This window comes from Nocardioides pymetrozini (assembly GCF_046058985.1).
Classification (GTDB): domain Bacteria; phylum Actinomycetota; class Actinomycetes; order Propionibacteriales; family Nocardioidaceae; genus Nocardioides.
Map to the genome: position 1 here is coordinate 4,378,402 of NZ_CP175556.1, position 14,395 is coordinate 4,392,796.

The following is a 14,395-nucleotide window of genomic DNA, read 5'->3' on the forward strand; positions in this document are numbered from 1 at the left end:
ACGATGAGTCCGGCCGCGCCCGCCGGTCCACCTGGTGACCACTCCCCCGTCCCCCGGAGCCTCCATGCGACCACTGCGCTACTCGATCAACGTCACCCTCGACGGCGTCTGCGACCACCGGGCGATGCCCGGCGACGTGGGCGACGCCGCGCTCGAGGAGCTGCACCAACAGGCAGCCGCGACGCTCGCCCGCGCCGACGCACTCCTCTTCGGCCGGGTGACCTACACGATGATGGAGGAGGCGTTCCGCGCGCCGAGGGACGACGATCCCTTCGCACGGACGATCGACGCGGCGCGCAAGTACGTCGTGTCGAGCACGCTGCCGAGCGTCGGCTGGAACGCCGAGCTCGTTCACGGCGACCTCGCCGACGCCGTACGCCGGCTCAAGGAGGAGCCGGGCGACGGCCTGCTCGTCGGCGGCGTGCAGCTCCCCCAGGCCCTGGCGGAGCTCGGGCTGATCGACGAGTACGAGCTGGTCGTCCACCCGCGCGTGGCCGGCGCGGGTCGCCGGCTCTTCGACGGCCTCGCCCGGCCGCTGGACCTCGAGCTCGTGGACCGCGTCGACTACGCCTCCGGCGCGGTGGCCCTGCGCTACGTGCCCCGACGCTAGCGCCTGCCGGGCGTTCGCGGCCCGGCCACGTGTATCGCGCCGTCGCGGGTACTGCTCAGGGAGAGCATCCCGGAGGAGGACACGATGAGAGGAACGGGCATCGGCGGCGTCATCGTCGTCATCTGGCTGGTGATCGGCGTGGTGGCCGCCGTGCAGCGCGGCTACTTCAGCGACGACCGGGAGGTGAACTGCAAGACCTTCGGCGACACGGCTCTGACGATCGTCGCCGGGCCGCTCAACTACTTCGGCGTCAACCCGAAGATCGAGTGCGACGACCTGGAGCCCTCCCGCTGACGTCGAGCACGGCCCTCACCGGGCGCTGGTGCGGAAGGGCGCGTCGGGACGGTCCAGGTCGGGCTTGCCGAGGAGCCTCTTCGACGTCAGCGCGTACATGCCGTCGTTGGTGAACAGCCACACGACCTTGCGGTCCCACTCGACGTACACCGCGTGGGTGACATTGCCGCGGGCGTAGTCGGGCGTCTCCGCGCCGTAGGTCGGCGGCGCGAAGTAGCCCGCGATCCGCGGCGCCCCGGGCTTGCTGACGTCGAAGAGCTGGGCGCCGGCGTTGTAGAAGTCGTAGACGAGCAGGCCGTCCTGGGGGTCACCCGGCGAGGTGTAGGAGCCGGTGCGCTTGGGCCCGAAGCTGCCGCCGCGCTGGCAGTAGTCGCTGATCGCCGCGCCGGCGGGTGGGGTCGGCCGCGGCAGCCGACCGACGATGCGGGGCTTGCTGGGGTCGCGGGCGTCGACCTGGAAGACGTCCTTGTAGGGCTCGTAGCAGTCCTCCGAGAGAGGGTAGCCGCTCACGTAGACGTAGCCCGTCTCCTCGTACTGGGACACGTCGACGTTGTCGCCCTCCGTGCCGGCGACCGACATCGGCAGGTCGAGATGGCCGATCTCGCGCAGGTCCGCGGGGTCGGAGATGTCGAGCACCGACAGGCCGAAGCCGCCGAGCGCGGCGAAGGCGACGGTGCCGCCCTCCTCCGGCGGCGTCGGGACGAACAGCGGCATCCGCGCACCCATCCACGAGGTGCGGTTGCCGCAGCGCGGGTTCTCCCGGTACGCCGCCTCCTCGCCGCGGACCTGCCCCTCGCGGTGCCAGGTGTCGAGCAGCGTCGGGTGCGCCGGGTCGGCCATGTCCCAGGCCTGGATGCCGGCCGAGTAGAGGTAGGTCGGGTACTCGTTCATCGACCAGTCGTCGCTGGGCGCGGTCGCGATGAACATGTAGCGGCCTCCGGTCCAGTAGGGCACGTCCAGCGAGCCCGAGCCCTGCTGGGGCCGGGACAGGTCGGGGGCGAGCGGGTCCTCCTGGGTCTGGTCCGTGCTGACCGTGGCCAGCAGGGTCCAGTCCTGCTTGCGGGGTCCGTCGAGCCGGTAGACCTTGAAGCCCTTCAGCTGGGTGTCGGCGCGCGCATCGGCGACACCCTGCGGGTCGTCGAACTTGTTGTGCCCGGGGGCGTCCTCCAGCCAGAACCCGATCTGACGCTTCTGCTCGAAGCTCTGCACCATGACATAGGCGTCGTACCGCTCGCTCCACTGGATCGTCGAGGCGCCCCAGAAGTCATGCGGCGCCCAGTCGGCGCTCGGCTGTGCCTCCGGGTTGCCCTCGACGTCCCACGGGACGTCGTCGCGGGAGAGCGACTCGACGATCCGCACGTCGCGCACGTCGGTGATGTCGTAGACCCGCGCGTCGCTGCGGTCGTACTGGAACAGATAGCGGCGCCCGTCGAAGTCGACGATGTTCTGCCAGGTGTGGAAGGGGTCGGGCGTGAACGCCGCCCCGGGATAGTGCGCCTCGACCTTGACGTTGTCCGAGCGGTAGCGAGCCGGGTCGTAGCCCTCGTTGTCGGCGAAGAGATCCGCGCCTCCGCCCGGGAAGGGGTGCTTCTCGGCCTCGTTGACATAGGTCAGTGCCGGGTGGAGGAACGTCTTGTCGAGCTGCATGCCGTAGCTGCCGGGGTCGACCGGCCCGGGCCGCCGGTTCTCGCATGCGAACGGCACGTGGGGGTCGGGGGATGCCGAGGCGTCCGGCGTGGACGCCGACGTGGTGGTGCCCGCGAGCGCGAGCACGCCACCGACCAGGGCGACGGATCCGAGAAGGGCGACGGCGCCGCGCCGCCCGCTGCCGAGCGTGGACTTGCGCATGACGTGCCTCCGGAAGGTGGGCGGGGACGGTCCGCGGTCCTCGACGCCGTCCTCTCGGGCTGGTGGGCCCTGAGGGGAGGCTAGGCAGCGCCTCGGATGCCCGTCCATTGCCAAAACGGTGCGGAGCTATGCCGCAGCGGGCATGGCGCGCTCCGCCCGCAACTCTTCCTCCGGGTGGTCGAGGTGCGAGGCGCCCCGGCGCCGAGCCTCGAGACTTCCCACCGTCGAGGCTGCTGGCCTCCCCCGGGCGCACGGCTCCCTGGATCCCGGGCATGGAGGGAGTTCCGCGCGGCCGCGTGGCTCGAGGTGCTGCGATCGGCCGTCGCCGAGGGCTTCGAGCCGCACCACGCCACCGCACAGCCGCATCGCGCGGAGGACTTGGTCCGCAACGACACCCACGCCGCGCACGATCAGGTCTGGGACGTGTCGGGGATCCTCGCCGCTGCCCGATCTGCCGCCCCAGGTGGCCGAGTGGGGTTGCTCGCGCGCTGAGCACTCGCGCCCCGGCGCGCGGCGCCCCACCGCATCCCGTGAGGCCAGGACCTGGCTGCCAGGGCGGCCCGCGGATGACGACTGTCCATGCGCAGCGACGCTTGACGAGTTTCCATCGGTCTTGACGAGGTCGGCTGCCCAGGAGACGCTCGCCAAAGTGCGCCCCTCGCGGCCATGGATGCGTCCAGGGCTAGTGGGCGGCCGTCACCCAACGGCTCCACTCGCCCTGGGGGCTTTAGCCCGCTGACATGTGCACGCGGCCCATGACGACGCTATGACTCGACGCTGCGACAACCCCGAGTGCAGCCAGCGCCTCACCTGGAGTGCCGGACGAGGGCGTCCACCGCTCTTCTGCTCAGCCAACTGCCGTAAGCGAGCGCTGTATGCCGCCGCCGCCTTGGTCCAGCAGATCGATGAGCGACACCGAGCTCTCGCGGGCGACATCACGTACCGACGGGAGCGGGAGATCCGCTCGGAGCTGGCTCGCCTTGAGTGGCTGCTCTCGGCGTACCCGCCCTCTGCCGCAGCGGCCGCCGATTCCCTGGGATCCACTCAAAGCGCCGGGACCGACACGTAACCTCAGCCGAGGGGCCGAGACCATCCCGACGGTCGCCCTCTTTTCAGCACAGCACAGGAGACATGTGAGCACCCTCGGCAACTTCGTCTGGTCGATCGCCGACCAACTTCGCGGCGTCTACAAGCCTCACCAGTACGGCGACGTGATCCTGCCGATGACGATCCTGCGGCGACTGGACTGCGTCCTCGAGCCGACCCGTGACCACGTCCGCCAGATCGCCGAAGCCGAATCGCGTGAGGAACTGCGGGACGTCAAGATCAAGCGCGCCACTGGCCTGGGCTTCTACAACGCCAGCCCATGGGACTTCACCCGACTCGTGGGCGACCCCGACGGCCTCTCCGCGAACCTGACGGACTACATCGCGGGATTCTCCAAGAACATCGACGTCTTCGAGCGGTTCCGGTTCGACAACCAGATCGCCACCCTGTCGGAGAAGAACCGGCTGCTCATCGTCGTCCAGAAGTTCGCCGAGGTCGACCTGCATCCGAGCAACATCAGCAACGCCGAGATGGGCGACCTCTTCGAGGAGTTGATCCGCAAGTTCGCTGAGGCCTCCAACGAGACCGCCGGTGAGCACTTCACCCCACGCGACGCGATCCGGCTGATGGTGGACCTGCTGTTCGCGGGCGACGACCAGGCGTTGGTCGAGAAGGGCGTGGTCCGCACGGTCTACGACCCGACGGCCGGCACTGGCGGCATGCTCTCGGTCGCAGAGGAGCACCTCGTTGGGACTCCCGAGCACCCCGGCCTGAACCCCGACGCGCGGCTGCGTCTCTACGGCCAGGAGATCAACGACCAGTCGTATGCGATCTGCAAGTCGGACATGATCGCCAAGGGTCAGGACGCCTCGAACATCCAGCTGGGTGACACCCTCGCCGAGGACAAGTTCGCCGGGACCACCTTCGACTACTGCCTGTCCAACCCGCCCTACGGCGTGGACTGGAAGGCGTCCGAGAAGGCGGTCAAGGACGAGGTCGCCCGAGCCGGCGAACGGTCTCGCTTCCCGGGCGGACTCCCCTCGATCAGCGACGGCCAGATGCTTTTCCTACAGCACCTCGCCACGAAGATGCGGCCCGTCCACGACGGCGGCGGCCGCGCCGGCATCGTTCTCAACGGTTCGCCGCTGTTCACCGGCGGCGCCGAGTCCGGCCCATCGCAGATCCGCCGCTGGTTGCTGGAGAACGACTTGGTCGACGCGATCGTCGCCCTGCCCACCAACATGTTCTACAACACCGGGATCGCCACCTATGTGTGGATTCTCGACAACGCCAAGCCCGCCGAGCGGATCGGCAGGGTCCAGCTCATCGACGGCACCGGGTTCCACTCCAAGATGCGGAAGAACCTCGGCAACAAGTCCCGCGAGATCTCGCCCGCCGACCGTGAGCAGATCGTCAAGCTCTACGCCGCCTACGACGAGACCGAGCAGTCCAAGATCTTCCCCACCGACACCTTCGGCTACTGGACCATCACCGTCGAACGAGCGCTCCTCGACGAGCATGGCGAGGTCGTCCGGGATCGCAAGGGCAACCCGAAGCCGGACCCGAAGCTCCGCGACACCGAGAACGTCCCGTTCACCTACGCCGGCAACGACCTCGGCGAGGACGGTCGCGACTCCACCATCAAGGCGTACGTCGAAGCCGAGGTGCTGCCGCACGTGCCCGACGCGTGGGTGGACGAGAAGAAGACCAAGGTCGGCTACGAGATCCCGTTCACCCGGCACTTCTACAAGTACCTCCCACCGCGGCCGCTCGAGGAGATCGACGCCGACCTCAACACATTGGTCGCCGAGATCCTCGATCTGCTGTGCGAGGTTGAGAAGTGAGCGAGTGGTACGCGGCAACGCCCACTACCTGGAAGCGCGGACGGGTGAAGTCGATCGCGCGGCGCGTCACCGATGGCGCCCACATCTCCCCCGACACCGAGGGTGGGGTCTACGACTTCGTCTCGACACGCGACGTAAAGAGCGGTCAAATTGACTTCGCCAGCGCGCTCAAGACAACGCCTGACAGCTACGCATACATGGTCAAGACCGGATGTAAGCCGGTCCCGGGCGATGTCCTATTCTCGAAGGACGGCACTGTCGGCGAAACCGTAGTCATCCGTGAAGACCGGGAGTTCGCGGTCGCGTCCTCCTTGGTGATCGTGAGCCCTCGTCCGGACGTTATGGACTCAACCTTCCTCGCATACGTCTTCACCGCCAAGACGTCGAGGGACCAAGCGGTATCGATGATGCGCGGCGCCGGCCTTCCCCGACTGTCCGTTGGCAACCTTGCGCGGATGGAGGTGCCCGTCCCGCCACTGGCCGAGCAGCGCGCCATCGCCGACTACCTCGACCGCGAGACTGCCCAGATCGACACGCTCATTGCCAAGCAGGAGCAACTGATCGCGACCCTCCGTGAGCGACGCGACGGACTGATCGAACGCGCCCTCGTTTGCGGGCTCAACCGTGCGGTCGGTCTAAGGGCCGCAGCGATCCCGTGGCTCGCTGGCGCCAGTGTGCCCTCGCACTGGGATGCGACTCGCGTAAAGCACCTCGCGCTCGCGATGCGTGCTGGCGAAGGAATCACGGCAGACAACATTGAAGAGACCGGACCGTACCGTGTCTTCGGCGGCAATGGACTCCGCGGGTACGCAACGGCATACACACACAACGGAACCTTCGTGCTCATCGGCCGACAGGGCGCGCTGTGCGGGAACGTTCACTTGGTCCACGGCGAGTTCTGGGCGTCGGAGCACGCAATCGTTGTCACACCGAGGGAAGGCGTCGACGTCGGGTGGCTCGCGCACATGCTGCGGCTGATGAACCTCGGCCGATACTCGATGACGACCGCGCAGCCGGGCATCGGTGTCGGACAGATCGCCCCGCTCATGGTGCCGCTACCGCCGCTTGATGAGCAGCGCGAGATCGCTACACACATTGACAAGCAGACCGCGAAGATCGACGTCCTGATCGACAAGACCGAGCAGTTCATCGAGCTCTCGAAGGAGCGCAGGTCGGCGCTGATCACTGCTGCGGTGACGGGGCAGATCGACGTTCGGGCGTCGGCGTGAGCGGATTTCGTCAGCCGGACCTGAGCTACGTCATCCCCGGCTGGAGCGAGAACCGGTGGAGCGACCTCCTTGCCTCGCTGATCAAGACCGATCCCGATCCCATGGAGCAGCTGATCGGGGTCGCGCCCGAGGACGTCCGGCGCGAGGTCGCCGTGCCGGGTGGGACAGGGCGGAGATCCGACCGGCTCGACCTTCTGCTGACGGTGGGCGAGCGACAGGTCGCGGCGATCGAGGCGAAGGTGCTCTCCGACCTGGGCCTGGACCAGCTCGCGCGCTACGCGAAGGCATTCCCCGACGCCGAGCGGCGCTACGTGCTTCATCTCGCCGCTCTGCCGGTCAACCCGACCACCACTCCCGGGTGGTACGAGCTCTCGTGGGAGGCGGTGCTGGCGGCGTACTCCTGCAGCGCGCATCCCTGGGTGGCGGCCACAGCGACGGCCTGGCTGCGGCAGCTGGACACCCTCGTCCCGGCCGTCGATGCCGACACGGTCTGGAACGACGTGCCGGACGATCCGCCCGCGTTCGAGCTCGCGCTGCGAGCCAGGATCGCCTGGCTCTCGCATCACCTGGATGGCATGACCTTGGAGCGCGACCTCGTCCAGTCCTCCGGCGGCGGCATCTGGGTGCTGCGCTTCTGGTCCGCCACGGCCGTGCCGAACCTGCGGGTGCAGGTCGAGGTGCAGGAAGGCATGACCGCGTACGAGTGGCGCCATGACCCTCATCGCCGCTACCGCGACCGGCTGAAGGGACCTGCTCCGGTCGTGTCGCTGCGGTTGAGCGATGTCGACACCTCCGAGGACTTCGACTGGGAGCTGCTGCGCCGGGTCTTCGCTGAGAATGTCCTCGACGCCAACGGTGATCCGTTGCCCGACTGGCCCTGGCAGCTCACCCCGGCCAACCCGCGGCACCCCGTCGACCGCACCGCCTGGAAGGCCATGGTCGAAGCCGGCGGGCCGAAGTGGCTCGGGAAGGGTTTCGGGATGGCGGTCGCGACCAAGGCCTATCGGGAGTGCCTGTTCGGAGCACGGATGCAGTTCGCGCCGACGCTTACGCTCGGACAGATCCGCAGCGAGTTGCTGCGTCTGGAGCCGCTGGTTCTTGCGATGTCGGCCACGGTCGATGCATCCCCGCATTAGCGTGGCTGCTGTGAGCGTCGAGCACGAGCGAGCCTTCGAGGACGAGATCTGCGCCCACCTGGCCGCTAATGGCTGGCTCTACTCGCCGACCGGCGATGGGTACGACAAGACTCGAGCCCTGTTCCCCGCCGACGTCTTCGTCTGGCTTCAGGAGACCCAGCCCGAGGAGTGGGCGAAGGTCATCAAGCCGTCGCTGTCACCCGCTGAGCAGGAGCGCGCGAAGGAGCAGCTGCTCGACCGGCTCGTGAAGACACTCGACCTGCCGTTGGAGTCGGGCGGTGGCACGCTCGCCGTACTCCGCAAGGGGTTCAAGAAGACGCCAGCGCGGTTTTCGATGTGCGAGTTCAAGCCAGCCACCACGCTCAATACGGCCGCGATGGAACGGTACAGCTCCGTCCGGCTGCGCGTGATGCGGCAGGTCTACTACTCCGGGGAGCACAAGGGATCGATCGATCTGGTGCTGTTCGTCAACGGGCTGCCGGTTGCGACACTCGAGCTCAAGACCGACAACACCCAGTCGATCGAGCACGCCAAGGCGCAGTACCGCATCGACCGCGACCCGAAGGGCGAGCCGCTGCTCGGGTTCGCCAACCGATGCTTGGTGCACTTCGCGGTCTCCAACGACGAGGTCGCGATGACGACGCGGCTCGCGGGAAAGGCAACGCACTTCCTGCCGTTCAACATGGGCAACGACGGGGGTGCAGGCAACCCGGTCAACCCGCACGGTGCCGCAACGTCGTACCTGTGGGAGCGGGTCCTGCAGCGCGACTCCTGGCTGCACATCATCGGCAAGCTGCTCCACCTCGAGACCCGCACCGACATCGACCCCATCACCGGCGAAGCGTCGAAGAAGACGACATTGCTCTTCCCCCGCTTCCACCAGTGGGAGCTGGTCACCAACCTGCTCGCGACTGTCGCCGATGAAGGGCCGGGGCACCGCTACCTCGCGATGCACTCCGCCGGCTCGGGTAAGACCAACTCCATCGCCTGGACCGCGCACGGCCTGGCCACCCTGTTCGACAAGCGAAACCAGAAGGTCTTCGACACCGTCATCGTCGTTACCGACCGCACTGTGCTCGACGACCAGCTCCAGAAGGCGATCAAGCAGATCGAGGGCGTCGACGGCACCGTCGCCACCATCAACGCCGATCAGGTCCGCAACGCGGGCACCGGATCCAAGTCCGGTCTCCTTGCCGCCGAGCTCCTCGCCGGCAAGCTCATCGTGATCGTCACGATGCAGACCTTCCCGTTCGCGCTCCAGGCGATCCGCGACAACCAAGGACTGGCCGGGAAGCGGTTCGCGATCATCGCCGACGAAGCCCACTCCTCCCAGACCGGACGGACCTCCCAGCAACTGCGCGCCGTACTCACGGCTGAGGAACTCGCAGACCTCGACGACGGCGGCGAGATCGACACCGAGGCGATCCTCGCGGCGGAGATGGACGCGCGAGCGGAATCACCCCACCTCTCGTTCTTCGCCTTCACCGCGACCCCGAAGAACAAGACGCTCGAGCTGTTCGGCCGCCCCGACGCGGAGGGCGTCCCGCGGCCATTCCACGTCTACTCGATGCAGCAGGCGATCGAAGAAGGGTACATCCTCGACGTCCTGCGCAACTACACGACGTACGACACCGCCTTCCAGATCGCCGAGCGCTCTCGGCAGCACCTGGAGGAAGTGAAGCTGGTCGACGAGTCCGAGGCCACCAAGGGCCTGATGCGCTGGGTGTCCCTGCACCCGACGAACATCGCTCAGAAGGTGCAGATCATCGTCGAGCACTACCGCGCCAACGTGCGACACCTGCTCGACGGGCACGCCAAAGCCATGGTCGTCACCAGCTCCCGCGAGCACGCCGTGCGTTACAAGGAAGCGATCGACGCCTACATCGCCAAGCGCGGCTACCGGCTCTCCACGCTGGTCGCGTTCTCGGGCTCGATCACCGTCGATGGCGTCGCCTTCGCCGGTGCGGAGCCGCCGTACACCGAGGCCAACCTCAACTCCGGGCTGCGTGGCAGGACACTTCCGGTCGCTTTCGGCACCGACGACTTCCAGATCCTGATCGTCGCGAACAAGTACCAGACCGGCTTCGACCAGCCGCTGCTGAGCGCGATGTACGTCGACAAACGGCTCTCCGGGGTCACGGCCGTGCAGACGCTTTCCCGGCTCAACCGGACCTATCCCGCCGGGGGCAAGGACACGACGTACGTCCTGGACTTCGTCAACGATCCAGCCGAGATCCTCGGCTCCTTCAAGCCCTATTACCGCGAGGCCACGATTGAGGGTGCCACCGACCCCGACATCGTCCACGACCTGCAGGCCAAGCTCGACGCCGCGGGGATCTACACCGACGCCGAGGTCGACGCGTTCGTGACCGCCTACCTGGCGGGCAAGCACGGGGCGATCTCGGCACCGCTCAAGGCTGCCGCCGATCGGTTCAACAGCCGCTACACCGCCGCCGTCGCGGACGGTGACGCCGGTGCCGTCGAGGAGCTCGATCTTTTCCGTAAGGACGTCGGAAGCTTCGTCCGGCTCTATGACTTCCTCTCCCAGATCGTGAACTACGCGGACACCGACCTGGAGAAGCGCTCGCTCTACCTTCGCTTGCTCGCCGGCCGGCTGACCGGGCGCTTGGGCGCTGAGGCCGTCGACTTCTCCACCGTCGAGCTCACTCACATCAAGCAGGCTCGCTCAGGTGACCACGCCCTGGATCTCGACAGTGGCGAGCCTGTGGCGCTTCGTCCTGTGTCTGCGACTGGCACCGGCGCCGCACGCGACCCACGGATGGTGCGTCTGGCCGAGGTACTCGCGAAGATCAACGACCTCTTCGCCGGCGAGGACTTCACTCCTGCCGAACAACAGTCCTGGGTCGAAGGCCTCGTCACTGTCCTGATGGAGGACGACACTATCCGCGCGCAGGCGGGCGCCAACACCCGCAAGCAGTTCGTCGAGTCGCCCGACCTGTCCGACGCCGTCACCGAGGCGGTCCTGGGAAATCAGACGAGCCACCACAAGATGGCTGACTACTTCTTCACCGACGACCGGGTGAAGGTACAGCTCGTGAAGCTCCTGGGTGAGTTGGTGCACGAGAACATCAAAGTGGAGACCAGCTGACGTGGAGCGCCCAGACTGCAACTGCAGCCGATTGACGTACCCCGTGGAGCACGGCGACAACGACGCTGCGTCGCACATGCTTGCTGAACTGGAGGAGCGGGTCTTCCAACCTTGGCTTGAGGAGTGGGAGCGCGTGAGGAAGATCGGCGCTGCCGCTCTTGAGAGCGGAGCGCTGGTGAGGCCGAACTGGGCGCGTTCGTGCGAGGACGCCGACGTTGAGGAGTACGCAGGCTGGATGGCCCGCGCCGCCGATCCCGAGGACGACCACACCGATGATGCCGAGTGGTTTTACTTCGAGAGTGCCCCCGAGGCTCCGGGTCACTGGCCCAAAGTTGATCCTGCCCGCCGCGCGCGCTCAGCGCGGGCTACGGGTGTCGATGGCCCACTCGGCAACGTGTCAGGACGGGCGCCGTTGTCGCTCCGCATGGCGGTGGCGGAGCTACTTCCTGAACGATCGCGCGAACGCTTTGTCGCAGCACTCGCGGAGCCCTCCGTCGACTGGGCGGCGATGAGCGATCTGCGGGTGCTTGCGCAGGTTCCGGTCAGCTCACTCCCACCTGCATTGGCGCCACTCGTCGCAATGACGGTCGGATCCGACGAAGCATCCTCGATGGCTGACACGTCGTGGTCGGACCATCCGATGACCCAGCTCGAGCGGGCGCTCCGCCGAGCGCGGGAGGCGAGCACTGGACGGGGAGGTGCGTACGCTCGGCGAGCGCACCTCGATGAGGCGCTCACGATTGCGCGGGACAACCCCGCGCTGGTGGCGTCAGCCGTAGATGAATTCATCGCTCGCGCAGACGAAGAGCACACTCAGCTGGTCGTAGCATGCGCGCACGACTTTGCCGAGGTCCGAGACGCGCTTCAGGATGCAGGCGAGCGCGGTTCGCCGGAAGCGCGCGGGATTTACCTAGCAGTGACCACGGGAGATCTGGTGTCTCTCACGTCCACCTATGCCTGGTGGGTTGACCAGAATCTCTACGCGGTCCCGCAGGTCTTGAGCGCTCCCGCGGGAACGTGGCTCGGCGACCCGCGTTTGGAGAACGAGATCCGGGCCCGGCTTGCTCGAGCAGTTGGCCAACTGACGGATTCGGGACTGTCAGAGGAGACCGAGCTGACGGGTGCCCTACTGCAGGCGCTCAGCCAGGCATTCGAGTCGCCAGCGCCCCTCCCTCAGAGCGTTGGTCTCGAGCCTCCCGTGGTTCTGTCCGTGACGTCGACCAATTCACGCACACACGAACCGATCTTCGGGGCCGATCTGGGCGTGATCCTCGAGATCGACTTGCCGAAAATGAGGACCACGGTTGGGCACCTTGTCCAGATCAAACAGGCCCTCAACCGGGACGCTTCGGCAGAGGCGCCGAAGTGGCTGATCTCGGGAAGCCAGCTCGATGACCTCTTGGGCCATGACCCCACAGCGACGTACTGGCTGTTCGCGCAGCACAGCCGTCCTCCCGTGCTGTCGGTGGCCGCCAAGGTGCTTCGCGCCCGACTGGGTGACAACGAGTCCGTGACGATCCAGTATGACCACGTCCGCAGCGCCGCGGTTCCCGTTGAACAGGAGTTGGCTGACTTCTTCTTGGGGCTCTGGATTGGCTCAGACACCCCGGAGGCGGTCAAGATCGCCAGAGGCGAGGACAGCCGCCACACTCCGCAACGCATCCTCACGCTCCGGCTGCGCCAGGGCGGGTGATTCTTGCGCTTCGGAGAAGCGCAAGGTCTTGGCCCGCGGGAAAAGTCTACTCGCTCAGTAGATCTTGACCTTGACAGCGAGTTGTCAAGATTCGCTGCATCTCGACAACACGACCTGCCGCTCAGTGCGCCATGTCGACGAACCGGCTGTAGTGACCCTGGAAGGCCACCACGATGTCGCGGGTCGCGCCGTTGCGGTGCTTGGCGACGATCAGGTCGGCCTCGCCGGGACGGGTCGACTCCTTCTCGTAGACGTCGTCGCGGTGCAGCAGGATCACCATGTCGGCGTCCTGCTCGATGGAGCCGGACTCGCGCAGGTCGCTCATCGCCGGGCGCTTGTCGGCGCGCTGCTCGGGACCACGGTTGAGCTGCGACAGCGCGATGATCGGGATCTCCAGCTCCTTGGCGAGCAGCTTCATCTGCCGGGAGAACTCCGAGACCTCGAGCTGGCGGGACTCGACCTTCTTGCCCGAGCTCATCAGCTGGAGGTAGTCGATGACCATCAGCTTGAGGTCGTGCTTCTGCTTGAGCCGTCGCGCCTTGGCCCGGATCTCGGTCATCGTCATGTTGGGCGAGTCGTCGACGAACATGGGGGCCGAGGACACCTTGGCGACGTGGCGGGCCAGGCGGTCCCACTCCTCGGTGCCCATCTTGCCGTTGCGGATGTGGTTGAGCGGGATCCGCGCCTCGGCCGAGAGCAGGCGCATCACGATCTCCGCGCGCGTCATCTCGAGGCTGAAGAAGGCGCTGGTCAGGTTGTGCCCGACCGACGCGGCGCGGCAGAAGTCGAGCGCCAGCGTGGACTTGCCCATCGCGGGACGCGCCGCGACGACGATCATCTGGCCGGCGTGCAGACCGTTGGTCAGCTCGTCGAGGTCGGCGAACCCGGTCGGGACGCCGTAGATGCCGGCCTCGCGGTTCTCGATCGCCTCGATCTCGTCGAGGACGCCGTCCATGATGTCGCTGAGCGGCGCATAGTCCTCGGACTTGTTGCGGTCGGTGACCTTGTAGATCTCCGACTGCGCCTCGTTGACGATGCCGTCGACCTCGCCCTCGCCGGCATAGCTGATCTGCACGATCTTGGTGCCGGCGTTGACCAGCCGGCGCAGGATCGCCTTCTCGTAGACGATCTCGGCGTAGAAGCCGGCGTTGGCGGCGATCGGCACATTGGCCGCGAGCGTGTGGAGGTACGGCGCACCGCCGACCTTCTGCAGCTGCCCGCGCCGCTGCAGCTCCCCGGCGACCGTCACCATGTCCGCCGGCTCGCCGCGACTGTAGAGGTCGAGGATCGCCTCGTGGATCTCCTCGTGGGCCGGCCGGTAGTAGTCCGCCCCGCGCAGCACCTCGACGACGTCGGCGATGGCGTCCTTGGAGATCATCATCGCGCCGAGCACCGACTGCTCGGCGGCCATGTCCTGCGGCGGGGTGCGCCCGCCGCTGGGTGCCTCGCCCGGCGCGTACGCCGCGGGGCCGTCGCCCCACTGGTCGGGCGGCTCGGCGGTCCAGGCCGGCGGGTCGTCCGTGAGGCTCACGGTCCTCCCACCTCCTGCTCGGCTCGGTCTGCTCGGCTCGGTCTGCTCGGCTCG

9 protein-coding genes are annotated in these 14,395 nt (G+C 67.3%); 7 read left to right on the forward strand and 2 right to left on the reverse strand.

The window, feature by feature from the left end:
- Positions 1 to 64: 64 nt before the first annotated feature.
- Together ACJ5H2_RS21440 and ACJ5H2_RS21445 are read left to right on the forward strand one after the other, a co-directional pair.
- Positions 65 to 610, forward strand: coding sequence for a dihydrofolate reductase family protein (locus ACJ5H2_RS21440; RefSeq protein ID WP_408897464.1), 546 nt, complete (start codon positions 65 to 67; stop codon positions 608 to 610).
- An 84-nt stretch (positions 611 to 694) separates the two neighbouring features.
- On the forward strand, positions 695 to 904 hold the full coding sequence (locus tag ACJ5H2_RS21445) for a hypothetical protein (protein ID WP_408897465.1): 210 nt from the start codon (positions 695 to 697) through the stop codon (positions 902 to 904).
- A 15-nt stretch (positions 905 to 919) separates the two neighbouring features.
- Here ACJ5H2_RS21445 and ACJ5H2_RS21450 read toward each other — a convergent pair whose 3' ends face one another.
- Positions 920 to 2,752: a hypothetical protein gene (locus tag ACJ5H2_RS21450; protein WP_408897466.1), complete on the reverse strand. Its 1,833-nt coding sequence runs from the start codon at positions 2,750 to 2,752 to the stop codon at positions 920 to 922.
- Positions 2,753 to 3,885: 1,133 nt separating this feature from the next.
- On the opposite strand from ACJ5H2_RS21450, the gene ACJ5H2_RS21455 reads away from it, so the two are divergent.
- The 5 genes from ACJ5H2_RS21455 (at position 3,886) to ACJ5H2_RS21475 (ending at position 12,810) form a co-directional block, all read left to right on the forward strand.
- Entirely contained in the window at positions 3,886 to 5,643 is a 1,758-nt protein-coding gene (locus ACJ5H2_RS21455; protein ID WP_408897467.1) for an N-6 DNA methylase, read from the forward strand.
- Entirely contained in the window at positions 5,640 to 6,872 is a 1,233-nt protein-coding gene (locus tag ACJ5H2_RS21460) for a restriction endonuclease subunit S (protein ID WP_408897468.1), read from the forward strand. The genes ACJ5H2_RS21455 and ACJ5H2_RS21460 overlap by 4 nt, the downstream gene beginning before the upstream one ends.
- Positions 6,873 to 6,973: 101 nt before the next feature.
- A complete protein-coding gene (locus tag ACJ5H2_RS21465; RefSeq protein WP_408897469.1) occupies positions 6,974 to 8,008 on the forward strand; it encodes a hypothetical protein in 1,035 nt (344 codons plus the stop codon).
- Positions 8,009 to 8,018: 10 nt separating this feature from the next.
- Positions 8,019 to 11,117, forward strand: a complete 3,099-nt coding sequence (locus ACJ5H2_RS21470) for a type I restriction endonuclease subunit R (RefSeq protein WP_408897470.1) — start codon at positions 8,019 to 8,021, stop codon at positions 11,115 to 11,117.
- Between the two features lie 43 nt (positions 11,118 to 11,160).
- Complete coding sequence (locus ACJ5H2_RS21475; RefSeq protein ID WP_408897471.1) at positions 11,161 to 12,810, forward strand: hypothetical protein; 1,650 nt, start codon at positions 11,161 to 11,163, stop codon at positions 12,808 to 12,810.
- Between the two features lie 121 nt (positions 12,811 to 12,931).
- Here ACJ5H2_RS21475 and dnaB read toward each other — a convergent pair whose 3' ends face one another.
- Positions 12,932 to 14,341 (reverse strand): replicative DNA helicase, encoded by a 1,410-nt coding sequence (gene dnaB / locus ACJ5H2_RS21480; RefSeq protein WP_408897472.1) that lies wholly within the window; start codon positions 14,339 to 14,341, stop codon positions 12,932 to 12,934.
- Between the last annotated feature and the right edge of the window lie 54 nt (positions 14,342 to 14,395).